The 24,600-nt window shown below is 48.5% G+C and carries 22 protein-coding genes; 13 read left to right on the plus strand and 9 right to left on the minus strand.

Annotation, left to right across the window (positions count from 1 at the left end):
• Positions 1-11 precede the first annotated feature (11 nt).
• Both E4K71_RS14170 and cobS read right to left on the minus strand, forming a co-directional pair.
• Positions 12-623 (minus strand): histidine phosphatase family protein, encoded by a 612-nt coding sequence (locus tag E4K71_RS14170; RefSeq protein WP_135080689.1) that lies wholly within the window; start codon positions 621-623, stop codon positions 12-14.
• Positions 620-1,414: an adenosylcobinamide-GDP ribazoletransferase gene (cobS, locus tag E4K71_RS14175; RefSeq protein WP_167730576.1), complete on the minus strand. Its 795-nt coding sequence runs from the start codon at positions 1,412-1,414 to the stop codon at positions 620-622. Before cobS ends, E4K71_RS14170 begins: the two co-directional genes overlap by 4 nt.
• A gap of 79 nt (positions 1,415-1,493) precedes the next feature.
• Here cobS and cobT point away from each other — a divergent pair, with 79 nt between their 5' ends.
• The 3 genes from cobT to E4K71_RS14190 are packed head-to-tail and all read left to right on the plus strand — an operon-like array spanning position 1,494 to position 4,139.
• On the plus strand, positions 1,494-2,522 hold the full coding sequence (gene cobT / locus E4K71_RS14180) for a nicotinate-nucleotide--dimethylbenzimidazole phosphoribosyltransferase (protein ID WP_135080693.1): 1,029 nt from the start codon (positions 1,494-1,496) through the stop codon (positions 2,520-2,522).
• A 4-nt stretch (positions 2,523-2,526) separates the two neighbouring features.
• Positions 2,527-3,414: a DMT family transporter gene (locus E4K71_RS14185; protein ID WP_167730578.1), complete on the plus strand. Its 888-nt coding sequence runs from the start codon at positions 2,527-2,529 to the stop codon at positions 3,412-3,414.
• A 53-nt stretch (positions 3,415-3,467) separates the two neighbouring features.
• Complete coding sequence (locus E4K71_RS14190) at positions 3,468-4,139, plus strand: nucleotidyltransferase family protein (protein WP_167730580.1); 672 nt, start codon at positions 3,468-3,470, stop codon at positions 4,137-4,139.
• Positions 4,140-4,202: 63 nt separating this feature from the next.
• Here the strand turns inward: E4K71_RS14190 and E4K71_RS14195 are convergent, their stop codons facing one another.
• Entirely contained in the window at positions 4,203-5,018 is an 816-nt protein-coding gene (locus E4K71_RS14195) for a universal stress protein (protein WP_135080699.1), read from the minus strand.
• A 212-nt stretch (positions 5,019-5,230) separates the two neighbouring features.
• Between E4K71_RS14195 and E4K71_RS14200 the strand changes: the two genes are divergently transcribed.
• Complete coding sequence (locus E4K71_RS14200; RefSeq protein ID WP_167730583.1) at positions 5,231-5,665, plus strand: NUDIX hydrolase; 435 nt, start codon at positions 5,231-5,233, stop codon at positions 5,663-5,665.
• 14 nt (positions 5,666-5,679) lie between these two features.
• Positions 5,680-6,192 carry a CYTH domain-containing protein gene (locus E4K71_RS14205; RefSeq protein ID WP_135080703.1) on the plus strand — a complete coding sequence of 171 codons (513 nt, stop codon included), beginning with the start codon at positions 5,680-5,682 and terminating at the stop codon, positions 6,190-6,192.
• A 497-nt stretch (positions 6,193-6,689) separates the two neighbouring features.
• Here E4K71_RS14205 and acnB read toward each other — a convergent pair whose 3' ends face one another.
• The 5 genes from acnB to E4K71_RS14230 all read right to left on the minus strand — a co-directional run bounded on the left by acnB (position 6,690) and on the right by E4K71_RS14230 (position 14,051).
• A complete protein-coding gene (gene acnB, locus E4K71_RS14210) occupies positions 6,690-9,275 on the minus strand; it encodes a bifunctional aconitate hydratase 2/2-methylisocitrate dehydratase (RefSeq protein ID WP_135080705.1) in 2,586 nt (861 codons plus the stop codon).
• Between the two features lie 390 nt (positions 9,276-9,665).
• Positions 9,666-11,378 (minus strand): methyl-accepting chemotaxis protein, encoded by a 1,713-nt coding sequence (locus tag E4K71_RS14215; protein ID WP_135080707.1) that lies wholly within the window; start codon positions 11,376-11,378, stop codon positions 9,666-9,668.
• A 155-nt stretch (positions 11,379-11,533) separates the two neighbouring features.
• Positions 11,534-12,637, minus strand: coding sequence for a redox-regulated ATPase YchF (gene ychF, locus E4K71_RS14220; RefSeq protein WP_135080709.1), 1,104 nt, complete (start codon positions 12,635-12,637; stop codon positions 11,534-11,536).
• Positions 12,638-12,716: 79 nt separating this feature from the next.
• Entirely contained in the window at positions 12,717-13,418 is a 702-nt protein-coding gene (gene pth / locus E4K71_RS14225) for an aminoacyl-tRNA hydrolase (protein WP_135080711.1), read from the minus strand.
• 12 nt (positions 13,419-13,430) lie between these two features.
• Positions 13,431-14,051, minus strand: coding sequence for a 50S ribosomal protein L25/general stress protein Ctc (locus E4K71_RS14230; protein ID WP_135080713.1), 621 nt, complete (start codon positions 14,049-14,051; stop codon positions 13,431-13,433).
• A 202-nt stretch (positions 14,052-14,253) separates the two neighbouring features.
• Between E4K71_RS14230 and E4K71_RS14235 the strand changes: the two genes are divergently transcribed.
• The gene (locus E4K71_RS14235; RefSeq protein ID WP_240796818.1) at positions 14,254-16,299 is read left to right on the plus strand and encodes a methyl-accepting chemotaxis protein; all 2,046 of its coding nucleotides are present in this window, start codon (positions 14,254-14,256) and stop codon (positions 16,297-16,299) included.
• A gap of 60 nt (positions 16,300-16,359) precedes the next feature.
• Here E4K71_RS14235 and E4K71_RS14240 read toward each other — a convergent pair whose 3' ends face one another.
• Entirely contained in the window at positions 16,360-18,732 is a 2,373-nt protein-coding gene (locus E4K71_RS14240) for a DNA translocase FtsK (protein WP_135080715.1), read from the minus strand.
• 304 nt (positions 18,733-19,036) lie between these two features.
• Between E4K71_RS14240 and E4K71_RS14245 the strand changes: the two genes are divergently transcribed.
• From E4K71_RS14245 to E4K71_RS14275, 7 genes are all read left to right on the plus strand, one after another.
• Positions 19,037-20,236 carry a phosphoglycerate kinase gene (locus E4K71_RS14245; protein ID WP_135080717.1) on the plus strand — a complete coding sequence of 400 codons (1,200 nt, stop codon included), beginning with the start codon at positions 19,037-19,039 and terminating at the stop codon, positions 20,234-20,236.
• A gap of 96 nt (positions 20,237-20,332) precedes the next feature.
• Positions 20,333-20,581, plus strand: coding sequence for a hypothetical protein (locus tag E4K71_RS14250; RefSeq protein WP_135080719.1), 249 nt, complete (start codon positions 20,333-20,335; stop codon positions 20,579-20,581).
• Between the two features lie 2 nt (positions 20,582-20,583).
• The gene (locus E4K71_RS14255) at positions 20,584-21,006 is read left to right on the plus strand and encodes a hypothetical protein (RefSeq protein ID WP_135080721.1); all 423 of its coding nucleotides are present in this window, start codon (positions 20,584-20,586) and stop codon (positions 21,004-21,006) included.
• Entirely contained in the window at positions 21,003-21,413 is a 411-nt protein-coding gene (locus E4K71_RS14260) for an MmcB family DNA repair protein (protein WP_135080723.1), read from the plus strand. The genes E4K71_RS14255 and E4K71_RS14260 overlap by 4 nt, the downstream gene beginning before the upstream one ends.
• Before the next feature lie 60 nt (positions 21,414-21,473).
• Positions 21,474-22,895 carry a tetratricopeptide repeat protein gene (locus E4K71_RS14265; RefSeq protein WP_135080725.1) on the plus strand — a complete coding sequence of 474 codons (1,422 nt, stop codon included), beginning with the start codon at positions 21,474-21,476 and terminating at the stop codon, positions 22,893-22,895.
• A complete protein-coding gene (locus E4K71_RS14270; RefSeq protein WP_167730585.1) occupies positions 22,888-23,790 on the plus strand; it encodes a glycosyltransferase in 903 nt (300 codons plus the stop codon). Before E4K71_RS14265 ends, E4K71_RS14270 begins: the two co-directional genes overlap by 8 nt.
• A gap of 45 nt (positions 23,791-23,835) precedes the next feature.
• Entirely contained in the window at positions 23,836-24,597 is a 762-nt protein-coding gene (locus tag E4K71_RS14275) for a glycosyltransferase (RefSeq protein ID WP_135080729.1), read from the plus strand.
• The last annotated feature ends 3 nt before the right edge of the window (positions 24,598-24,600 follow it).

A 24,600-nucleotide genomic window follows, 5' to 3' on the forward strand; every position in this document is an offset into this window, starting at 1 on the left:
ATGACGCGAAGTCAGCTATTCACATTTTCAATCATCCAGCTCTCCCCACGGGCCGGGTCCTGAATATGGCTAAGTCGACTAAGCGATAAAGTTTCCACCTGAATATTAAGAGCTTTGGTCGGGGGAATATCCAGCGCTTGGGCAAGAGCTGCACGAATAGTGCCGGCATGGGTGACACAGATGATCTCCTGGCCGGGGTATTTCTTCACCAAATGCGTAATGCAGTTCTGAACACGCCTGCACAACTGTTCAAAACTTTCCCCATCCGGCGGACAATGGCCTGCCGGATCATCCCAGAAAGTTTTAGCATCCGGGTCATCTTCCAGCTCATCCCATATCTTGCTTTGCCACAGGCCAAAATTCTGTTCCATCAATTCTTTATACGCCATCAACTTGGGCTTTTCTTCACGCTGTTCAGCAATGGCCTTAGCGGTTTTTTTTGTGCGCGACAGGGTCGACGTAACCCACAGGGCCTCTTTGGGTAATTGGTCCGCCAAGGCTTTTAAACGGTCCGTATCTTTGAGGTTACAGCCCACATCACGCTGCCCGTAAATACGCCCCGGCATCATCGCTTTGACCGGGGCATGGCGTACCCAGTAAAACCGTGTGGTGGTCACACTCATGCCAGACCTGCTACAACGACAAGAATGGTCATTTCCATCACCTGCTGAGCAGCCCCGTTCACATCTCCGGTATGGCCCCCAATGTGTTTTTGCGCCATTCCTTGAAAAACGTAAAGCGTCGCTAAAGCCATCACCAGTGTGACCATGCCTGCATCAAGCGGCATACACAGCAAAAACAAGGCAACGGCCAAACCACATCCTTGTACCACCACCAACCAGTTCGGCTTTTCCATGCTCGCGGCCAGCCCATCGTTGCGTGCAGGTTCCATAAAATAAATCAGATAAATCGGTGCCATGCGTGATAAGCAGGCCGCAGCCACAATAGCACTGGCCCCGACTTGCCAATCCTCAAACCCGCCAAGAGCGGCACTGCGCAAACCGATGGACATGATCAAGGCAATGGCTCCATAGGTCCCGATGGTGCTATCGCGCATGATCTCCAGTTTGCGATCTTTGTCAAAACCACCGCCAAACCCATCGGCAACATCGGCCAGCCCATCTTCATGTAGGGCCCCGCTCAAGAGCACCATACTCAACACCGCAATCAAGCCACAGGCCAGCGGTGGAATTTCAAAGGTATGGGCAATCCCAAAAACCGTTGCGGCCAATCCGCCCACCAATAATCCAACAAGGGGAAAGGCCCGCAATGCCCGGTTCAAAGCTTGGGGCGGGGCATCTTTTTCCAGTTTCCATGGCACGCGTGTCAGAAAGACCACAGCCAATTGAAAATCTTCCCACCAACTCTTTGGTGTCTGGGCATCTTTTTGAAAGGTTGAACTGGTATCGGTCATGGTTTGCATGCTATGAGTTGGTGAAAGAATATGTTCTTATAACGAACCATTTGCCATTGGGAAAGAGAGTAGGGATATCATGAATACATTACCCCATGTTCAAAAGCTGGACGACATTCGCGAGATTTTAGAAGTTCTGCCGGAATTTTCCCACGAGGCCAAACAACAAGCCGATGCGCGTGAGCCGCAATTGACCAAACCAGCTGGCTCTTTAGGCCGTTTGGAAGAAGTCAGCCATTGGGTGGCGTCTTGGCAAGGTTCTTACCCCCCACGTGTGAAGTCTGTGCACTGTAATGTGTATGCTGGCAATCACGGGGTTGTCGCACGTGGTGTTTCCGCCTATCCCCCCGAAGTCACTCAACAGATGGTACAGAACTTCATTAATGGCGGGGCGGCAGTCAACCAGCTCTGTGAAACCTTTGATGTGGATTTACAAGTCCATGAAATGGCACTGGATCAACCAACCAATGATTTTTCCAAAGGTCCGGCCATGTCCGATGAAGATGCTGCCGAAGCCTTTTTCTATGGTATGACAACGGTGAAAGATCATACAGACCTGCTGTGTATCGGGGAAATGGGCATTGGCAACACAACAGCAGCAGCAGCCGTTGCCCACGGCCTTTATGACGGGGCGGCTGAAACCTGGGTGGGCCGTGGCACAGGCGTAAATGACGAAGCCATGGGCCATAAAATCGCCGTGGTGGCCGAATCTGTTTTGGTTAATAAGGCTGAAATGAAAGACGGCCTTGATGTCCTGCGATGCTTGGGCGGGCGTGAACTGGCCGCGATGGCCGGTGCGGTAATCGCTGCACGACTAAAACGTATTCCGGTCCTGCTGGATGGCTATGTCTGCACCGCAGCTGTTGCCACACTGGAAGCCACCTGCAAAGGGGCCTTGGATCACTGTATGGTCGCCCATAATTCTGTGGAACCGGGTCATCAGCTGCTCTGTGAAAGAATCGGCAAGAAAGCCCTGTTTGATCTGGATATGCGTCTGGGCGAAGCCAGCGGTGCGGTTCTCGCTGTTGGTCTGGTGCGTTCTGCTGTGGCCTGTCACAATAACATGGCGACCTTCGGCGATGCCGGGGTTGCGACCAAAGAAGACTAAAACAATGGCGAAATCCCTCACCCTAACCGGGTTTATCATGCTTATCATTTTAGCGATGATGTGGGGATCAAGCTTTACCATGATCAAGATTGCGCTTGATGCCTTTGGCCCTGCCAGTATTGCTGCGGGGCGCATTGGGCTGGCCGCGATTGTCCTTGTGCTCATCGCAACCTTGCGCCGTGAAGAAATCCCACGTGAACGCAAAACCTGGGTCGGGCTGTTCTGGTTGGCCATTTTGGGCAATTGCGCCCCCTTTTTCCTAATCGGTTGGGGCGAACATGTGGTTGATGGTGGAATGACAGCAGTCTTGATGTCCACCATCCCCCTGAGTGTACCGATCATGGCCCATTTCTTTACCGATGATGAAAAGCTCACCCCTTATATGGTCGCCGGGGTTTGTATCGGTTTTGTCGGGCTACTCGTTCTGGTTGGCCCCAGTGTGCTTTATGGTTTAGGTCAGGATATCCTTGCCCAAGGGGCCATTGTATCAGCCGCCCTGTGTTATGGGGCTGCTTCTATCGTGGCCCGCCGTCTTTCCCATGTACCGTTTATGGTGGTGGCTGCGGGTTCCATGACCATTGCCACCTTGATCATGATCCCGCCTGCCTTAATCATTGACCAGCCTTGGACGATTGAAGCGAATTTCAGCCAGGTTGCCTCCCTCATCTACCTTGGTCTTTTCCCAACGGCCCTTGCCAATATTTTGCTATTACAGGTCATCAATACCTCTGGGGTGAGTTTTCTGGCCCTGAATAACTATCTGGTGCCTGTTTTCGGCATTGCCATTGCGGCCCTCACACTGGGTGAAAAAATCCCGCCTGAAATGCTCACGGCTTTGGGAATTATTTTTGTCGGCATTTTTGTAAGTAACTTAAAACGCAAAAGTGGCTGATTTTACATGTAAAATTTGCTATGCTGCCTGCACGGTTCATGAGGAAGGACATCATGCGTCGCAAAGGGCATATCGTTAACCGCTACCGCCGACAACTCCCCAATCAGGAGGGAGAGAACCTTCTTTTTGCCGATGATTTGCCACGCTATGAAATTGCCCGCAATGCCGATACGCTGATAAAGCTGGTGCAGATGAACCCTTATAATAAGGAAATCCTCAAACGGATGCATTTGCTGGATGCACCGGATTGCTGGCTGGTATCAGGTTGCCTCTTTCAAACCGTGTGGAATGTGGTGGAAGGACGCCATCCGTGTGATGGAATTCTGGATTATGACATCATCTATTATGACCCAGACCAAAGCCGCGAAGCCGAAGAGGTCATGACCATACGGGCAGGAGCGCTTTTTTCGGATTTGGATGTCAAAATACAGATCAAAAACCAATCACGCGTTCATATGTGGTACGAACCCAAATTCGGCCTGCCCTATCCTGAATTGAAATCAGCCGCCCAATCCTTGCGCTATTACCCGTCCAAGGTTCAGGCCATTGCCTTACAAGGGCGGGGTAGCTCACGCATTGCCTTTGATGCGCCCTTTGGCTTTGAAAATATCCTGCGCCTAATTGTGCGCCCAAATCACGCCTTGGAATTTCCCGATATTTACGAGGCTAAGACCAAACGCTGGAAAGATATCTGGCCGAATTTAGAAATTCATCCTTGGGCATAACCCATAAAAAAACGCCATTCCCGCTTTCATTCAGGAATGGCGTTCTTCAGGGGAAGCACGAACTTAGTGCGACATCAACACAGGCACAGTCATATGCTTGAGGATTTCACGGGTATTGCCACCGCGCAACATGTGGGACATGCCGTAATGGCCGTGTGCCCCCATGACAATCAGATTGGTGCCTTCATCTGCGGCATGGGACAACAGCATATCGGTGATGCTGGCTTTATCACGTTTCTCATGAGCCGCTTTGGCTGAAATACCGTATTTACCCAGATGGTCAACCACTTCACTTTCACTTGGGCGTTTGACGCCTTCTTTTTCGATGGAATAAATTTCAGCAATTTTGGCACCCGCCATCATCGGTAAGGCATCGTTCAACGCACGGGCAGATTCACGACCGCCATTCCAGGCAATCAAGCAACGTGTGCCGATTTCCTTAAACTCCCCGGCAAACGGAATAACAAGGGCAGGACGACCAGAATGTACGATCACATTTTCCGCCAGATCAGAAGGCAAGGCACTGTAGTTTTTCGACCAGTCATACTGACCTAAAATCGAAATATCACTGGTACGTGCCGCCCATGTAACAGCCTGAACCACCTGGGCATGGGAGGTACACAGCGTGCTGGCTACCGACATGCGCACGCCAGCTTCTTCGGCCATAGTGGTGAATTTAACTTCCGTTTCCTTGGCAAGCTTGCGCAGCTCATCACTAATCGGATGATTCCCGACAATCGCAGACAAGGCTGGATCCGTTTGACAGAACAGGGCGCTGATATGCGCATCACCTTTTTTTGCCAGATCAATGGCAATTTTGACACGTTTTTCACATTGTTCTGTGGCGTCTAAATGCAACAAAATATGCTTGAATGGCATGGTTTGGACCTTCCCTGAATTGCCTGATTAGTTTTGTTCATTGTGCCTAACATCAATCAGCTTGTGCAGGGGGGCTTTTTTCCTTTTTTTCCAAGCTTTTACAAAAAACACATAAGAGCTTAACATTTCTTTGCAATTCAATGTCGACAATGACTTTGCGGATGTGGCAAAACAGCATATCCCTTTTATGTAATCAGGACAGGACGAAAACCGTGCCTCCGTTTATTAATGACTGCGCCTTATTTTCCGTCAGCCAAAAAGCCATCATCAAAGATAAAAAAGGCCGTATCCTCATGATGGAAAAGGCTGGAAAAGGCCATTGGGACCTGCCCGGTGGCAAGCTGGATGAAGGCGAAGACATGCATGATAGCATTGCCCGTGAGATCATTGAAGAAATCGGCTTTGATAAGGTCCGTATCGGCGATATCATTTATGCGGGACGGCGCAGTTTTGAAGAAAAAGGCAAACCGGAACGGGTTATGATTTTCTATGCCTGTGAGGTAGATCACAAGCTGGAAAAGATCAAACTGTCTGATGAACATAGTGAATGGCGTCTACTCAGTGAAGACGACATCAAAGATCAGAAAAAATATGAGATCAACCCGGTTGTTCGCACCGCCCTCAAGGTTGCTTTTGCGCAAAATTAAGTCAGGAACACATCATGTCAAACCAGTTGGAAATCGAACGTAAATTTTTGGTCACAGGTTCCGGCTGGAAAGACGGGGCCAATGCCAAGAAAATCTCCCAAGGCTATATCAGCAAGGATGAGTCCCTTGTGGTGCGGGTACGCACCAAGGGCGAAAAATCTTTCCTGACCATCAAGGCTGATCGCGGTGAGATTTCCCGCTTGGAATTTGAATATGAAATCCCAAATGAAGACTGCGAGAAAATGCTTGCTGAACTCTGCGGCGATGCCATCTCAAAAACCCGCTATACACTGGATGTAGCGGGCAACACGTGGGAAGTTGATGAATTCCACGGTGTCAATGACGGGCTTGTCATGGCAGAAATCGAACTGAGCAGTCCAGATCAAGCTTTTGATAAACCTGAGTGGGCCGGACCGGAAGTCAGCCATGATAAACGATTTTTCAATTCCTATATCTCCGAACATCCCTTCTCTTCATGGGGCGTGTCTTTTGAGGAATTGGTCAAAGAATTTTGGACCTGTCGCTAAACCCTTTTAAATCTGAAGAACAAGAATAGAACTATGAAAGTTATGATTGAAATCTGGAACACCTCAGGTGGTGAACCAGTCTTTATCTTTCGTAAAATTTATAAAATTAATGACGATGGCGCAATGGAACGAGCAATAACGGATTGCCGAAAGCGTGCTTGCAAGATTAAGGGCTCTTTGATGTTCAGCATGGATATCAAAGTAAGACCTGCATGAGGTGTAAGAAACAGGGTTTGATGAATTCAGAGCTTGTGCGTTGCCCGAGTTTTAGAGCGTGTCATCCTCGCGCAAGCCGAGACCTTTAGATCACACAGATTCCCAATCGAGTTGGGAATGACCGCTTACAGCCCTTTTCTCTAAATCTGACCCATTTCATGGAGCCTTATTTTTTCTTGAGTTAGGAAAGTTGTGCAAAGCGTTAAACTAACCGAATACCAAACAACAAAAAACCCCGCCGAATTTCTCCGGCGGGGTTTTTCGTGTGTCGGCGTAAAGCCTTAAACGTCAACAGTCTCAGCTTTTTCAACAAAAGCAGGGATCTGGTCGAAGTTCATGTAACGATAAACGTCATCGGCTTGTTCGTTCACAGACTTCACTTTTGCCTGATACTCTTCGTTTGTCGGGATCTTACCTGTCATGGCACAAACAGAAGCCAGTTCGGCAGAACCGAGGTAAACCAGAGTATCGATACCCAAACGGTTCGGGAAGTTACGTGTGGAGGTAGACATGGCCGTTGACCCTTTACGGATCTGCGCCTGGTTACCCATACACAGGGAACAACCCGGTGTTTCCATACGTGCACCGGTTTTACCCAGAATAGAGTAATAGCCTTCTTCCGTCAGGATTGCCGCGTCCATCTTGGTCGGCGGTGCAACCCACATACGTGTCGGCAGGTCAGTCAGACCGTCCAGAACTTTACCAGCGGCACGGAAGTGACCGATGTTTGTCATACAAGAACCGATGAACACTTCATCAATCGCAGTACCTGCAACGTCAGACAGAGTTTTCACATCGTCCGGGTCGTTCGGGCAAGCCACGATCGGCTCTTTGATTTCAGACATGTTGATTTCGATCACAGCAGCGTATTCAGCGTCTTCGTCACGCTTCATCAGCTCTGGGTTCGCAATCCATTCTTCCATCGCCTGAATACGACGCTTCAATGTACGCGCATCATCGTAACCTTCTGCGATCATCCATTTCATCATGGTGATGTTGGAGCGCATATATTCGATGATAGGCTCTTCGTTCAGGTGAACGGTACAAGCCGCCGCAGAACGTTCTGCCGCAGAGTCAGATAATTCAAACGCTTGTTCAACTTTCAGATCCGGCAGACCTTCGATTTCAAGGATCTTACCAGAGAAGACGTTAACCTTACCGGCTTTTTCTACGGTCAACAGACCTTGCTTGATGGCATAGAACGGAATGGCGTTTACCATGTCACGCAATGTGATGCCTTCTTGCAGCTCACCAGAGAATTTAACCAGAACTGATTCCGGCATATCCAGCGGCATAACGCCTGTTGCAGCACCGAAAGCCACCAGACCAGAACCAGCCGGGAAAGAGATACCAATAGGGAAACGAGTGTGAGAGTCACCACCTGTACCCACAGTATCGGGCAACAACAAACGGTTCAGCCAAGAGTGAATAACACCGTCCATCGGGCGCAGCGCAACACCGCCACGTGTTTCGATGAAGTCTGGCAGAGTCTTGTGTGTGTTCACGTCAGCCAGTTTCGGGTAAGCAGATGTGTGACAGAAAGACTGCATCACCAAGTCAGCAGAGAAGCCAAGGCAAGCCAGGTCTTTCAGTTCGTCACGTGTCATCGGGCCAGTTGTATCCTGAGACCCAACTGTTGTCATCTTCGGCTCACAATAAGTCCCCGGACGGATACCTTTGCCAGCTTCCAGACCACAAGCCTTACCAACCATTTTCTGTGCAAGTGTGTAACCCTTGCCAGTATCTTCCGGCTCAGCCGGTGTGCGGAATAGGTCAGAAGCCTCCAGACCCAGGGCTTCACGTGCACGGGCTGTCAGGCCACGACCGATGATCAGGTTAATACGGCCACCGGCACGTACTTCGTCAAAGATCACTTCAGATTTCACAGTGAATTCAGAAACAACTTCATCGCCACGCAGGACTTTGCCTTCATAGGGGCGCAGTTCAATCTCGTCACCCATGTTCAGGTTTGTACAATCAACTTCGATTGGCAGCGCACCAGAGTCTTCCATTGTGTTGTAGAAAATCGGCGCGATTTTAGAACCGAGACATACACCACCGAAACGCTTGTTCGGCACGAACGGAATGTCTTCACCTGTCCACCACAGAACAGAGTTTGTTGCAGACTTACGAGAAGAACCCGTACCAACAACGTCACCAACATAAGCAACCAGGTTGCCTTTTTCTTTCAGGTCCTGAATGAACTGAACCGGGCCACGCACACCTGCTTCTTCTGGTGTGATGCCGTCGCGCGGGTTTTTCAACATTGCCAATGCGTGCATCGGAATGTCCGGGCGTGTGAACGCATCCGGTGCCGGGGACAGGTCATCAGTGTTTGTTTCACCTGTGACTTTGAAGACTGTCAGCTTCATGCTTTCAGCAACTTCGTCACGGCTTGTAAACCATTCAGCATCCGCCCAGGACTGCATAACCGCTTTCGCGTTTGCAGAACCTTTTTCAGCGCGTTCTTTGATGTCGAAGAAATAATCAAACACCAACAGTGTTTTCTTCAGACCTTCCGCAGCTGTTTCACCAACTTCTGCATCGTCGATCAGTTCGATCATCGGTTCAATGTTGAACCCGCCCAGCATTGTGCCGAGCAGCTCAGTTGCTTTTACTTTGGAGATCAAAGCACAAGCGACTTCGCCTTTGGCAACCTGTGCCAGGAAGCCAGCTTTAATACGGGCAGCATCGTCCACACCAGCCGGAACACGGTTGGTCAGAAGATCAACCAGTGTATCTTCTTCACCCGCTGGCGGGTTTTGCAACAATTCTACGAGCGCTTCAGTTTGTTCAACTGACAGCGGCAGGGGGGGGATACCAAGAGCAGCACGCTCTTCGACATGTTTGCGATATTCTTCAAGCACTAGACTTCCTCCGCTTATGCAAGAGTGATGATGAGATATCTCTTTTTATTATTGGATATCTCGTAAAATAACGTGCGATATATACACCACATCTCAAGCCAAATGTCCAGCCCTCTAAACCTTTGAAAAACCGCAGAAAACCTCACTTCTGGTATTACCAAGGAAACATAAAGACGCTCCATGTTTGATTTTTATGGGCAAAGAGTCTGACGCCACAGAACCTTAGCCCGTTTTATCATTTCGTCTGGTTATGTCTTTCAACTTCACAAATCCATCTCATAGATGTGAATGCATACGATTAAAGTCAAGAAAAAGCACGCGACGACCATTCATATCGACGCGTGCTTTCCAAGGATTCGCCTTAAGGTTAGAACTAGGGTCAGGACCTAATTAGCCGTGGGAAATCCGTGCAACAAATTTCTGCACCTGCACTTCCAAGGCATCGGCATGAGAGGTCAGCTCATTGGCTGCATGCAAAACCTTCTGAGAAGATTGATCAGTCAAATCAGAGGCGGCTGACAGGTTCCCAATACAGCCTTGAACCTCGCTGACATGTTGGGAGGCTGTTGTCGCACTTTGGGCGATTTCCTGTGTCGCATGACCTTGTTCTTCTGCGGAATGAAGAATGGAAACCGAAATTTCATTGACTTGTTCAATGGTGTGGCTAATCGCGTTAATCGCCTCTGCCGCTGTACTGGTGGCATCCTGCATGGACGAAATATGCGAGGTAATTTCACCTGTTGCACGCGCCGTTTGGTTTGCAAGGTTTTTCACCTCACCGGCAACAACGGCAAAACCTTTCCCGGCTTCACCAGCACGTGCGGCTTCAATAGTGGCATTGAGCGCCAACAAATTGGTTTGTTCTGCAATATCGGAAATTAGGCCAACAACTTCCCCTACTTTATTGGCCGCATCAATCAAACCTTCCATTTTCTCAGACGTCGCATGGGCCTGCGTCACCGCGTCACCCGCAATCTGGTTGGAATCGGACACCTGAGTTTCCACCTGTTGAATAGACGCCGACAATTCTTCAATCGCAGACGCCACAGAATTTACGCTATGGCTGGCCTGAGCTGAGATCGTATCGACATTTTCAGACTCACGAATAGCCCCTTTTGCATTTTCCGACATATGAACAGCCGTTCCCTGCCAATCATTGGCAGATACTGTAAGTTGTTCTACGAAACTCTTGAATTGCTCTTTAAACTCGCTGGCCAGTTGCTCACGTTCGACCTGTTTTTGCTGCTCAACCTCGTCTTCAGCCGTTTTCTGTTCTTGCTGTAATCTCAAACGTTCCTGACTGCGTTCTTTCAAAATGGCTACAGAGCGTGACATATCCCCGATCTCATCCCCGCGATTTTGATAAGAAATTTCCACATCCATATCATCTTGGCTCAGGCGCAGCATGGCACCAGACAACACATTGATGGGCTGTAAGAAACCTCGGGTCCAGAAGAAAGCGACAATGATGGAAAAGACAGTCACCCCAAGAAAAGACAAAACAATCCCGTTGATAATATTGTCCAGCAACCCTTCAATATCCGATTTCAAAACACCGGCATATAAAATGCCGACGATCTCTTTCTTTGAATTTCGGATTGGTTCGTAAATGGTGAAATAATCTTTACCCAGGATCGTTGCTTCACCACTATAGGTCTGCCCTTTGGTCACGACCGGATACACACGCCCTTTTTGTCCAAGAGGTGTCCCCACAGCACGCTTGCCGTCCGGCTTGATGATATTGGTAGTTTTACGCCAAAAATCCTTGGTTTTATCGTCCCACTTGAAAATGGTAACAGTTTCCCCCGTCACGGCCCCAATTTCATCAATCATGGCATGACTGGAAAAATTATCCGGAATGGCATCCATACGCACATTGGAGACCACCCCTTCTTGCGAAAGGGAAAATGACACCCCGTCCATAGATTTTTTGGCAATAGTCGCCGCAATACGCAGGCTCATACTCTGGCGTTCCACGACCTTGTTGACCAAATCAGCACGAATGAGCCAGATTGTCGAACCACCAATCGCAATACCAGTTAGCGCAATCAGAACAATTGTAAAAATTGTCAATTTTGCGTTTAGCTTCAATTTTCCAAACATGTCACCCTTCCAGCAAACAGGTAAAAGATTAACCTAGAAAATCTTCTAACTGCCCGCTGAACAGAATGACATCGACTTTTAGTCTTACTACTTCCGCATAAATCCGTTAGGATTGGCGCAAAGAAAGTCGAAAAATTAAACCCGGCTTTGCCAACCTACACATTAAAGCGGAAGTGGAAAACATCGCCGTCCTGGGCAATATAATCTTTGCCTTCCTGACGCATTTTACCGTTTTCCTTGGCACCGCTTTCACCGCTAAATTCAATATAATCTTCATAGGCAATGGTTTCTGCCTTAATGAAACCACGCTCAAAATCCGTATGGATAGCACCTGCTGCTTGCGGCGCTTTAGACCCGGTACGTACCGTCCAGGCACGCGCTTCTTTCGGGCCAACGGTGAAGAAGGTCAGCAAATCAAGTAGTTTGTAGCCTTCACGAATAACACGGGCCAACCCCGTTTCTTCCAGACCAAGGCTTTCCAGGAATTCAGCCTTGTCTTCTTCACTATCCAGTTTGGAGACTTCTTCTTCGATTTGTGCAGAAATCACAACAGCACGAGCATTTTCAGAAGCTGCTTTTTCAAAAACTTTAGCCGAAATGGAATTGCCTTCAGAGGCACTGTCTTCTTCAACATTACACACATACAGCACAGGCTTTGATGTCAGCAGTTGCAGCATCTGAAAAAGTTTTTCCTCTTCATCATCGCGGCGTTCCACCACGCGTGCAGGTTTGCCTTCTCGCAAGACTTCCAAAACCTTTTGCACCAAGTCCAATGTCACCTTGGCGTCTTTATCCTGACCACGGGCCTTTTTAATCAACGCCTGCTCACGTTTTTCCAGACTTTCCAGATCAGACAGCATCAATTCTGTTTCAACCGTTTCGGCATCACGGATCGGATCAATGGTGTTGTCTACGTGGGTGATGTTTTCATCTTCAAAACAGCGCAGAACATGGATAATCGCATCCACTTCGCGAATGTTACCCAGGAACTGGTTGCCCAACCCCTCGCCTTTGGAGGCACCACGCACCAGTCCGGCAATATCCACAAATTCCAACTGCGTTGGGATTACTTTGGCCGATTGTGCAATTGCTGCCAGTTTATCAAGACGTACATCCGGCACACCCACACGGCCAGAGTTGGGTTCAATTGTACAAAACGGGAAGTTTGCTGCTTCGGCTGCTGCCGTTGAAGTCAGTGCGTTAAACAATGTTGATTTGCCCACATTCGGCAGGCCAACGATACCACAATTAAAACCCATGATCTCAGGTCCATTTCATATGTTAAAAATCTTGCCCTAGCGGATAGCGTGCTTAGGGACTTTCGTCAAGTTTTGACTGTTATTCCTGAACTGAGGTCTTTTTCAACTTTTGTAAAACCGCAAAAGGATTCCCCTCATCCTCAGAAGACTTATCTTTTGGTGCAGGCGTTTTTTGCGCCACATTTTTATCAGCCTTCGGCTTGTTGGGACGTTGCGGGCGCATGTCCATGGCGTAACGGTTCATAAAATCCGTATCTTCGCCTTTCAGCACGCAACTGATATGCTGACAGACCGTGTCGAGCATTTTATCCAGCTCAGTCCCTTCTGCCTTAGCAAAATCACCCAAGACATGGGAATGCACTTTTTCTTTGGAACCGGGATGGCCGATCCCTAAACGCACACGCTTGTAATTTTTCCCCAAATGGGCATCACAACTACGCAAACCATTGTGCCCGCCATGACCACCGCCTGTTTTGACCTTAATCTTGGTGAAGGTCAAATCCAGTTCGTCATGCATGACCACAACATGTTCGGGATCAATTTTATAAAAACGTGCCGCAGCACCGACAGAACGACCAGACTCATTCATATAAGTCTGGGGCTTGAGTGCGAGAACTTTCACACCATTGATGGTGCCTTCGCACATTTCGCCCTGGAATTTTGTCCGCCAGGGACCAAAGGAATGGCGCTGAACCATCAAGTCCAGCGCCATAAACCCGATGTTGTGCCGATTCTTTTCGTATTTCCCGCCAGGATTACCAAGACCGACCAACAAAATCATAAGAAAGAAACCTTACTCTTCAGCAGCTTCTTCTTCTTCACCTTCTACTTCTACAGCAGCTTTCTCACCAGAAGACGGTGCTGCGATAGAACAGATTGTGAAGTCACGATCCGTAATTGTCGGTGTTACACCTTCTGCCAACGTCACAGCAGAAATGTGGATTGTGTCACCAACGTTTGTACCAGTCAGGTCAACTTCGATGCTTTCCGGAATAGCGTTTGCCGGAACGTTACATTCGATCTCGTGACGAACAACGTTCAATACACCGCCGCGCTTCAGACCTTCAGAAGCAGCTTCGTTTGTGAATGTAACCGGGATCGCAACAGAAATCTTCGCATCTTTACCCAGACGCAGGAAGTCAGCGTGCAACGGCTGGTCAGTTACCGGGTGGAACTGAACGTCGCGGCAGATCACAGTTTCAGCTTCTTTGCCGAGTTTGATTTCGCCAGTAGAAGCGAAGAAAGTTTGACCTGTGTGCAGTTGAACCCACAGTTCTTTCGGGCAAATAGAGATGCTTACCGGATCTTTCTTGTCACCATAGATTACGGCCGGAACAAGACCTTCACGACGGATTGCGCGGGCTGCCCCCTTGCCGGCTGTCTCACGCTGTTGTGCATTTAGAACATAGCTCATAGCTGATTCCTTAAATAAATTCTTTGATTGATAATTGTCATAGAGCCTCCAGGGGTGCCCTACGTACAGTAAGGGGCGCGTGATACAAGAATTCGCCTCAAGAGTCAATCAAACAATCACTCACAGCCGGGTTTCACTGTCACGTCTCGTAATTTCAAACAACCGTGTCCTTATACACACATAAAAATAAAAAGTGTGCGCCATGAAAATGAAACTCACCCCCAAACTGATCTCAGCCTTTCTTGCCATCGGGCTGATCCCGTTCTTTATCGTTGGCATCATGATGCTCAATCGCGCCAACCATGCACTGGAAGACGAAGCGTATGCAAAACTAGCGTCTGTTGCCGAATATAAAACCCTTGCGATTAAAAACTGGCTCAAAGACCGCAAGGCAGATGTTCATTCTGTACCTTTAACCCCGTTCTACATCAATGCGGCCAAAACCTTGCTCAATGGGACGGCGGCAGAAAAGGCGCAAGCCCAAAAAGATGTGCGACATGAATTTGAAATCAACCAGCGCCTGCACGGCTATTATAACGAGATGAAAATCCTTGATCTCAAGGGTAATCATCTGATCAGCCTACAAAACATCAATCAGAATGAGGCTGACAAAGACTGGTTTCAGGCCGCCCTAAAAAAAGCACAGCACACAAAAAAAGGCGATGAATGTCACGACCTGTATGTCGGCCCGCTGGAATTCTGTGAAGAGCTGAAAAAGCCCAGCGTTCATATGAGCCATGTCATTCGGGATCGTGACACGTTTGAGCCCATTGCCATGTATGTGGTCGATGTAAATGTCGATAAAATCGAACATCTGATGGAAGTCACCACAGGTATGGGGGAAACCGGACAAACCTATCTTGCCGGGGCCGACGGTATCTTAAAATCCAATACTCGCCACAATGATCAAGCCATTTTCACCCAAAAAATCGACACCACAGGGCTCACCGATACGTTTGAGCGCCGCGAAACAAAACGCGGAGCCGATATTTGTCAGAACCTCGTCTATGAAGGCCCCAATGGTCATGAAGTGCTTGGGCATAACCATTACCTGCCGGAACTTGACCTTGCCATCATGACCGAAATCCACAAGGAAGAAGCCTTTGCCACCATCACAGAAATGGAATGGACCATGGCGAGCATTGCCTCAATCGGGTTACTCTTAATCAGTGGAGCTGGCTGGTATACGGCCCAATCTGTGGCCCGCCCAGTTGTTGCCATGACCGATGTCATGGGAGAAATGGCTCAAAACAACCTGCATGTTGATGTGCCCTATACAAAGCGTCGTGATGAATTGGGAGATATGGCCGGGTCTGTCAGCCATTTCAAAGACCAGATGCTGCGCGTCAAAGAACTGGAACAACAGGCCGAAGCGGACAAACAACAAGCTGAAATCGAACGCAAGGCAGCCATGAATGAAATGGCCACCACTTTTGAGAATTCTGTTGGTCAAGTGGTGGAAAGCGTTACCTCGGCTGTGACACAGCTTCAAGCCTCTTCCACACAAATGTCAAACACCGCCAATCAAACCAGTTCGCAAGCCACCACAGTCGCAGCAGCGGCAGAAGAAGCCTCCACCAATGTACAAACGGTTGCAGCCGCATCCGAAGAACTGGCTGCATCTGAAGAAGAAATCAGCCGCCATGTCCAACAATCTTCAAGCGTTGCTGACCGGGCTGCCGTTCAGGCAGACACCACAAAAGAAACCGTTGAAAATATGGTCGAAGAAGTCGGTAAAATCAGTGAAGTCGTCAATTTGATTTCCGATATTGCCGAACAGACCAACCTTCTTGCCCTGAATGCAACAATCGAAGCCGCACGGGCTGGTGAGGCAGGCAAAGGCTTTGCCGTTGTTGCCAGCGAGGTTAAAAACCTTGCCAATCAAACGGCCAAAGCCACCCAGAATATTGCCCTGCAAATATCGCAAGTCCAATCGGTGACACAAGAGGCAGCCCATGCCATCCATAATATTGGCTCCACCATCACTGAAATTGACGAAATCGCCAATTCCATTGCAGCAGCGGTGGAAGAACAAACCGCAGCCACCACGGAAATCGCCCGTAATGTCGAACAGGCATCTCAAGGCACAGCCGAAGTTTCTGTCAACATCCAGTCTGTTGAAACCGCCGCCGGGGAAACTGGATCAGCCGCACAACAAATCAGTTCTGCGGCAACAGACCTGTCCAAACAAGCCAACGTGCTACAACAGGAAGTCCGTCATTTCCTTGAAAAGGTCCGTTCAGATTAAACGGACAAACAAAAAAGGGGGAAAGCATAAACACTTTCCCCCTTCTTCTTTTTCACAGGCTTATTCAACCCCGTCTTGACCTGCAAGAATTTTACGCCGCCCAACCCGATCAGGGGCTGACACAATGCCGTCTTCTTCCATCTGATCAACAATACGCGCTGCCCGGTTATAGCCGATAGACAAGCGACGCTGGATGTGGCTGGTGGATGCCTTACCATCTTGAATACAAATTTGCACTGCCTGGTCATAAAGCGCATCACCGCTGGATGTATTGCCCCCTACAGAACCTGCGGGCATGACCAGACCGTCAATCGGTTCATCGCTTTCTTCTGTGACCGCATCCACATAAGCAGGCTCACCCTGTTTCTTCAGGTGGTTGACCACTTCTTCAACTTCTTCATCAGAAGCAAATGGACCATGAACACGCGAAACCTGCCCGCCATTAGGTTTAAAGAGCATATCCCCCATCCCCAAGAGCTGTTCAGCCCCTTGCGTTTCTAAAATAACGCGGGAGTCAATCTTGGTCGTCACTGTAAAAGCAATACGAGACGGGAAGTTGGCCTTGATCGTCCCGGTCATCACATCAGTTGAAGGACGCTGCGTTGCCATGATCAAATGCACCCCGGCAGCACGCGCTTTTTGCGCCAAAGACTGGATACAGGCATCAATCTCTTTACCCACCATCAACATCAGATCAGCAAATTCATCGACGATCACCACAAGGAACGGCATGGGTTCCATATCCAGTGGCTGTTCTTCAAAGATCGGCTTGCCTGTTTCCGGGTCAAAACCGGTTTGCACCCGACGGGTCAGCACTTCGCCTTTCTTGCGGCTTTCTTCCAGCTTGGCATTATAGCCTGCGATGTTACGCACCCCCAGATTGGACATGAGGCGGTAACGCTCGTTCATTTCCTGAACACACCATTTCAGCGCCATCACAGCCTTGCCCGGATCTGTCACCACAGGAGACAACAAATGCGGAATGCCTTCATATACAGACAGTTCCAGCATTTTTGGATCAATCATAATGAACTTACATTGTTCCGGCGTCATGCGATAAAGCAGGCTCAAGATCATGGTATTCACACCCACAGACTTACCGGAACCGGTTGTCCCTGCCACCAACAAGTGCGGCATACGAGCCAGATCGGCCATAACAGGCTGACCGCCAATATCCACACCGAGTGCCATATTCAATGAGGCTTTCGGATTATTGAAACTATCAGCCTCAACCAATTCACGTAGATAAACAGTGTCACGACGCGCATTGGGTAATTCAATGCCGATGACGCTACGCCCCGGTACAACTGCGATACGCACAGAGACAGCAGACATGGAACGCGCAATATCATCTGCCAGCGAAATCACCCGTGATGTTTTTGTCCCCGCAGCTGGCTCCAGCTCATAAAGCGTCACCACAGGACCGGGGCGGACTTCAACGATTTCCCCCTTAATACCGAAATCAGAAAGGACCTGTTCCAGCAGTTCCGCATTATGTTCAAGGGCAGCACGATCAATCTTAGCCGCCTGTTTTTGCGAAGCAGATGCTTCGGCCAACAGGTCAAGGGGCGGGAAATTATAGCTATCTGGAGAAAGGACCAAATTTTGCTGTTTGGCTTTCTGCGTCTTTTTCGGCAAGGCGACGTCTTCAACGTCCGGCGTGCTAATCTTGGTCTGTGTTTTCTTACGTTTAAGGACAGGGGCCTCTTCTACAATACCGCTTTCTTCCTCAATCATCTCGTCCAGCTTGGTACGTTGAAGAACACTAACCCCTTTGCTCACCGCTTCAACAGACCCATTCAAGGTACCGCGTGCCGCCACAGCCACACCATGCCCCATATGCGACCATTCATTTTTGGATAAGGCCAATCCATAAATCAATCCAACCCCGCCAAGAACCGCCGCCAAAAGCGCAATTCCCCAATCAAGAAACGGCAAGGTTTCCAGCCCGACAAAGGCAAACAGCCCCATAATCCGTTCAGAGAGCATCAGGCCGGACAAGCCCCCAAGCCCACTGCGCAACGGCCAATCAGAGGGCATGGGCAACACATGAAAAGCAATGGACAATAAAAAAGCGCTAAAACACAACACAACAAGACGCATCCACAAATTGGATACCATTTGTTTGGACGCGATACGCCAGGCCCAGGAAAACAGCACCAACACAGGTAGCGTACTGATCAGGCCAAAGGATTGCATCATAATATCGGCAACATAGGCCCCAACCGGACCAAGCAAATTTTGTACATCATGAGGGGAGGCACTGTTAAAAGACGGATCACCTGGCGTATAGCTTAGCAGAATCATCGCCAAAATGATGGCACTGCCCCCTAAAAACAAACCGGATGTTTCAATTGCACGATTAAACAAAAAATCTTTGACCGCCGCAGGTAACAAAGGAGTCCGTTGGCTTTTGGATGTGGTGCGCGCCATCACATTCTCTCATGACTATTCAAACAGAGTTTTGGTTATGCTCCACCTTATCGAAAGAGAGTTAAGGGATGGTTTACGCCCTTTTCTTAAAGAGAATTGACAATTCGCAATGAAAAGAAATCGGGAATTTCGCATGATCCCCTTACCCGCTGAACAGGTACCCTCCCTTCAGCATTAATCTCGCAGCCCTCTTTCAGTTCCCCAGACCTGAAAGAGGGTCTTTTTTTGGCTTAAATTTCCAACAAAAATATGTATAGTGCGCTCAAGGGTCTCTAGATACCATCACATATTTTAAGGAATTCCCATGTCCCAGTTCAAAACACTTAGTGATTATGATGTTGCAGGCAAACGCGTTCTGCTGCGTGCTGACTTGAACGTCCCGATGAAAGACGGTGCCATCACAGACACCACACGTATTGACCGCACCTTGCCCACCATTGAAGAGCTGGTGCAAAAAGGTGCCCGTGTTGTTCTGATCACACATTATGGTCGCCCCAAAGGCCAGCGTGTCCCGGAAATGAGTGTGGAACCGATTGCGGGTGCAGTGGCTGAAAAACTGGGTAAAGACGTCAAATTCGGTTCTGACTGCATCGGTGAAGAAGCTGAAAAAACAGTCGCTTCCCTATCTGACGGCGACGTCTGCATTCTGGAAAACCTGCGCTATTATAAGGAAGAAACAGATAACGATCAGGCGTTTGCCGAAAAACTGGCAAAACTGGGCGATATCTATGTCAACGACGCCTTTTCTTGTGCTCACCGTGCCCATGCATCCACCGAAGCCCTTGCCCGCCTGTTGCCCTCTGCAGCTGGTCGTTTGATGCAAGCTGAGCTGGAAGCCCTTAGCGGGGCCTTGGAAGCCCCCGAACGCCCGGTTGCTGCCCTTGTCGGCGGGGCCAAGGTATCTACAAAGCTGGATGTTCTCAACAACCTGTCGGCCAAAGTGGACATGCTCATCATCGGGGGCGGCATGGCGAACACATTCCTCAATGCTCAAGGTGTGGATATCGGCAATTCCCTGTGTGAACATGATCTGGCAGATACCGCCAAGGAAATTCTAGCCAATGCTGAGAAAAATGGCTGTGACATCGTGCTGCCCGTTGACGGTGTGGTTGCCAAGGAGTTTGCCGCCAATGCCGAAAACCGTACAGTTGCCCTGGCTGACGGTGTGGCAAAGGACGAGATGATTTTGGATGTCGGCCCAGCTTCTGTTGAAGACCTGAAAGACCGCCTGTCCAAATGCAAAACCATCGTCTGGAACGGCCCGATGGGCGCCTTTGAAATTGCCCCATTTGACAATGGTACAAACGGCGCTGCCCAAGCTGCCGCCGCCCTGACCAAAGAAGGTTCACTTGTTTCTGTTGCCGGTGGTGGTGATACGGTTGCAGCCCTTGAACATGCCGGGGCCAAAGCGGATTTCACCTATATCTCAACCGCAGGCGGCGCTTTCCTTGAATGGCTGGAAGGCAAGGAACTGCCGGGCGTTGAAGTCTTGCGCGTGAAATAAGCCTCAAAAAAGCCCGCAGCCATATTACTGCGGGCTTTTCATAACTGGGTAAGTATCCTATATTTTAGAGATGTAATTAGATATCAGGCGCGTTTCATGTCAAAATCGAATGGTAATTTTTGGTTAATGTTAGCAGGCATCGGTTTGTTCGCTTATGCTGCCAAAAAAATCATGGATGCCCAAAAAAGAAAAACCGACAATGATTTTGCCAATGCAAAAGAAATGCTGGGCCATGACAACCTTTATGAACTTGTTTCCTTACCCAACGGCACACAAGAAAAGCATTTACGTCACGACATAATTCAATCCGCCCTGAATACTGTTAAAGCTCATCGGTCTCATTAATCATGAATGAGTTTCAGGATAAGAATAAATACGCCTACGACTTACTCGTGCATGAGCATGGCGACCTGGTCGGATATGTTGCGTACGGATTTTATAAAAAAAGTAAACGGGAATGGCTGATGTCATCCCACCGCTCAGATGAAGAACGCGCCAAATATTATGAAATGCTCACCCCTCAATTGGTAGAAACATATAGAAGCGATGCCGAACACGTTTTAGAAGAATATGCCAAGGCTGCTATTGAAGCCGCTAAACCGAGCATTGAAAGCCGGGCAAAGGATGCTCGTGTTGTACAAATTATAAATAGGAAAAGCGGCTTCTGGTCACAGGTTTGGGCTGGTTTCACAGCTTCTGTCATCGTTCTATTTGTCACAGCCATGATCGCCTTTGCTTTAAAAAATGACATCATGTCATTCATCAAATGACAAAAACCGCTGAGATCACCCAAGGTACACAGCTTCTTTTACAAAATATGGGCTATGCCTGCCTAAACGAAGTCACCCTGCCCAATGATCGCCGCGCCGACCTGATGGGCCTCAACAAAAAAGGTCAGATTTTTATCGTTGAAGTCAAATCGAGCCTTGAAGATTTCCGCAGTGACCTGAAATGGCAAGACTATCTAGACTATTGTGATTTCTTTGCCTTTAGTGTTGATGAAGACTTCCCTAAAGATATCCTGCCAGCAGAACATGGCTTGATCATTGCTGATAAATTTGAAGGCTATCTGCACCGCCATAGCCCTGAACACAAACTCAATGGGGCACGACGTAAAAGCCTGACCTTAAGTTTTGCCCGGACAGCGGCAAAGCGGCTGGAAAAAGATCAGGTTTAAATTTTCTCAAAACACCGTATAGTTCGACACATCGACTTTCCCTATTTGAGGCACGCAACCATGCAACAGAACCTTTCCCTTCAACAAGCCCTGCAAGTGGCCATGCAACAAATCAATGCGAACCAGTTGCCACAGGCTCAAGACTTGCTGTCTCAAATTCTCAAACAAATCCCCAAACATTCCGATGCACGCAATCTTTTGGGCGTTACCTATCTAAAACAAGACAGATTTGACGACGCATATAGCGAAATCAAAAAATCCCTGCAAGGCAACCCGAAGTTCGCCTTGGCCCATTACAATATGGGCCTGACCCTATTGGGGATGAACGAACCGGACAAAGCCATTAAATCCTTTAAAAAAGCGATCAAGATCAAACCAGATTATTTTGCCGCCAAGCGCCATTTATGTGATGCGCTGTTTATCGCTGAAAAATTTGAAGAGGCTGAACAGAATTTCCGCGCATTAATAGACCAAGCCCCCCAGGATATCGCCCTGATTGTCACACTGGCAGATATGGTCGATACACAAGGCAAATGGGATGATGCAGAAACCCTTTATAAACAGGCCATTGACCTGGCCCCGAAAGAGGCCGTGCTTTACACCAAACTCGCAAACACCTTAAATCAGGCAGGCAAACCGCAAGAAGCCGAAGAGATCATCTTAAAAGCGTTGGAACTGAAACCAGACTTCCATTCTGCCCATATGGCCCATTCCTATATTATGCTCAGCCAAAATAAACCCAAGGAAGGTTTGGCCGCTGCAGAAAAAGCTTTGGAAATCTTCCCCGGTGAAACCACAGCTGTAGCCTGGAAGCTCACCGCCCTTGATCAGCTGGGCGGCGGGGAAGAATATGATCGTTATATGGATTTTGACACTTTCGTTAAACCTGAATGGGTCGATGTGCCAAATGGTTATAAGGATATTGATGACTTTAACGCAGCTCTGGTCAAACATGTGGAGAACCACCCAAAGCTCTTCTCCTTTGACCATTATGAGGTCACACGTTACGGCAAGGAAGTTAAAGATATCTATTCCGAACCTATGGGACCGGTAAAACATCTCAAGGCTGCTATGGAAAAACAGGTCGCAAATTATATTGCCAACCTGCCCGATGATCCAGACAACCAGTTTGTGGCAACGGCCCCGAAAAAATGGCGGATTAAATCCTGGGCCAATATACTGTCCGGACCGGGTCGCCAGATTGCCCATATCCATGGCGAAGCCTGGATGAGTGGCTGCTATTACGTACGCCTGCCTGATGTGATGAAATCAGAAGATAACCCCAATAACGCAGGCTATATCGAATTTGGGCAAATCAATGATGAATTCCCCAATCTGACAACCGAACGCCTGAAATTCCTGCAACCACAAGAGGGGCTGGTCGCACTGTTCCCTTCTTATCTTTATCACTCCACCGTGCCGACAGAAAGCACCCAGCCACGCATTGCCATTGCCTTTGATGTGGTGCCTGTTCGTGACTAAAGTTTCGTATGTCATCACGGTCTATAACAAAGCGCCTTTTCTCCCCGGTGTAATTGATGCCTTAAAATGCCAACAAGGTGATTTTGAACGTGAATTCATCTTTATCAATGATGGTTCTAGCGATGAGTCGATGCAGGTTGTTAAGCGTGAAACTGCCGGGCTTGAAAATGTGGTTCTGATTGATCAAAAAAACCAGGGCGTTGCCATTGCCACGAACAATGGGGTAAAGGTTGCACGCGGTGATGTGATCAAGCTTGTAGATTCAGATGATATTCTCGCCCCTTTCTGTACAGAACTTCTACTCAAGACTATGAAGGAAACAGAAAGTGATTTTGTCTTCGGTATTTCAGGGGAATATGAAACGGAGATTTCCTTTGAAAAACCAGACCAGCCGGAAGTCATTCGTTTTGAAGACCCGCTTTATAGTGTGATTGATCGCGGCTTTGCTCGGGTCAGCCATTGCCTGTTTAAGAAATCTCTCTTTAAAAAGGCAGGCGGCTGTGATGAACGGGTTTTCTCCCAAGATCATTCCCTATTCATTCGCCTATGTACCCATGGCACGTTGGCACAAGTGCGACATACGGTCTGCCTGTCACCAAAAGATGAACCGGGGCGCATTATGAACAACAATGCACAGGTCATCCATGATGCGACCATTGCCTTGGCCTATCACCTGCAAGACCATGACGACCTGAGTGCCAAACATAAAAAGGCAGCACAAAAAAAGATTATTTCGCGGGTATGGAAATGGGCCAAGAAAGAACATAAATTCGGTTTTTTCAGTTCTGAATTTCTGCTCTATCTCGCCTCTTCCTGTGGGGTCAGTCTACAAGGCGATCAGTTGGTTTATCTTTGCAGTATTTTTCGAAAAAACGCTACTGTCAGACTGCCGTAATTCTGCTACAAGCATCCCATCATCATCTCAATCGGGGTAGGAAGTATGAGCCAGCCGGAAGTTACCTTTGTTCTGACCAGTTGTGGTCGCGTCGACCTGCTGCAACAGACCATCACAAGTTTCGAAAAATACAACACCTACCCGATCAAACGCGCCATCATCACCGAAGATTCCTGTGATGATAATGTTTATCAGCAAGTTGAAGAACTGTTTGGGGATCGCTTTGAGATTTGGGCCAATAAAGAAAAAAAGGGCCAGATCAAATCCATCGTTGATGCATATGCTACCATCGACACCCCTTATATTTTTCACTGTGAAGATGACTGGGAGTTCACCCGTTCCGGCTTTATTGAAGAATCCTTAAAAATTCTGGAAACAGAACCCAAAATCCTCCAGCCTTTTTTGGAAAGCATTGCCGATGCCAATATTGCAACGGAAAGTGTTGAACTGTTTAAAGAAGAAAAAAAGATTGATATCAATGGAGCCAGCTATCTGACTTTTAGTATTGCAGAAGGCTGGGAATGGGGGTTCTTCTCTTTCAAACCGGGTTTACGCCGCAAAAGCGATTATGACCTGATCAAGGGCTATGCCCGCTTCACCAATGAGCTGGATATCGGCTGTTGCTATAAGGAACAGGATTTTTACTGCGTTGTCCTTGACCCACCTGCGATGATCAATACAGGTCATGAGCGCCATGTCGCCGACCCCACCCGCATCTGGCCCAAACGTCGCAAAGCCGGCAAGGAAAAGGGGCTGAAGCGTCTGCAAAAACACCTGCGCCGTCTGGTCACTGAAGGAAAATGGTAAGCG

This window comes from Terasakiella sp. SH-1 (assembly GCF_004564135.1).
In the GTDB taxonomy this organism is placed as follows: domain Bacteria; phylum Pseudomonadota; class Alphaproteobacteria; order Rhodospirillales; family Terasakiellaceae; genus Terasakiella.

Coding starts and splice junctions, on each gene's coding strand:
- E4K71_RS14170 (WP_135080689.1), bottom strand. CDS start 623: ATGAGTGTGACCACCACACGGTTTTACTGGGTACGCCATGCCCCGGTC.
- cobS (WP_167730576.1), bottom strand. CDS start 1,414: ATGACCGATACCAGTTCAACCTTTCAAAAAGATGCCCAGACACCAAAG.
- cobT (WP_135080693.1), top strand. CDS start 1,494: ATGAATACATTACCCCATGTTCAAAAGCTGGACGACATTCGCGAGATT.
- E4K71_RS14185 (WP_167730578.1), top strand. CDS start 2,527: ATGGCGAAATCCCTCACCCTAACCGGGTTTATCATGCTTATCATTTTA.
- E4K71_RS14190 (WP_167730580.1), top strand. CDS start 3,468: ATGCGTCGCAAAGGGCATATCGTTAACCGCTACCGCCGACAACTCCCC.
- E4K71_RS14195 (WP_135080699.1), bottom strand. CDS start 5,018: ATGCCATTCAAGCATATTTTGTTGCATTTAGACGCCACAGAACAATGT.
- E4K71_RS14205 (WP_135080703.1), top strand. CDS start 5,680: ATGTCAAACCAGTTGGAAATCGAACGTAAATTTTTGGTCACAGGTTCC.
- E4K71_RS14215 (WP_135080707.1), bottom strand. CDS start 11,378: ATGTTTGGAAAATTGAAGCTAAACGCAAAATTGACAATTTTTACAATT.
- ychF (WP_135080709.1), bottom strand. CDS start 12,637: ATGGGTTTTAATTGTGGTATCGTTGGCCTGCCGAATGTGGGCAAATCA.
- pth (WP_135080711.1), bottom strand. CDS start 13,418: ATGATTTTGTTGGTCGGTCTTGGTAATCCTGGCGGGAAATACGAAAAG.
- E4K71_RS14230 (WP_135080713.1), bottom strand. CDS start 14,051: ATGAGCTATGTTCTAAATGCACAACAGCGTGAGACAGCCGGCAAGGGG.
- E4K71_RS14235 (WP_240796818.1), top strand. CDS start 14,254: ATGAAAATGAAACTCACCCCCAAACTGATCTCAGCCTTTCTTGCCATC.
- E4K71_RS14240 (WP_135080715.1), bottom strand. CDS start 18,732: ATGGCGCGCACCACATCCAAAAGCCAACGGACTCCTTTGTTACCTGCG.
- E4K71_RS14245 (WP_135080717.1), top strand. CDS start 19,037: ATGTCCCAGTTCAAAACACTTAGTGATTATGATGTTGCAGGCAAACGC.
- E4K71_RS14250 (WP_135080719.1), top strand. CDS start 20,333: ATGTCAAAATCGAATGGTAATTTTTGGTTAATGTTAGCAGGCATCGGT.
- E4K71_RS14255 (WP_135080721.1), top strand. CDS start 20,584: ATGAATGAGTTTCAGGATAAGAATAAATACGCCTACGACTTACTCGTG.
- E4K71_RS14260 (WP_135080723.1), top strand. CDS start 21,003: ATGACAAAAACCGCTGAGATCACCCAAGGTACACAGCTTCTTTTACAA.
- E4K71_RS14265 (WP_135080725.1), top strand. CDS start 21,474: ATGCAACAGAACCTTTCCCTTCAACAAGCCCTGCAAGTGGCCATGCAA.
- E4K71_RS14275 (WP_135080729.1), top strand. CDS start 23,836: ATGAGCCAGCCGGAAGTTACCTTTGTTCTGACCAGTTGTGGTCGCGTC.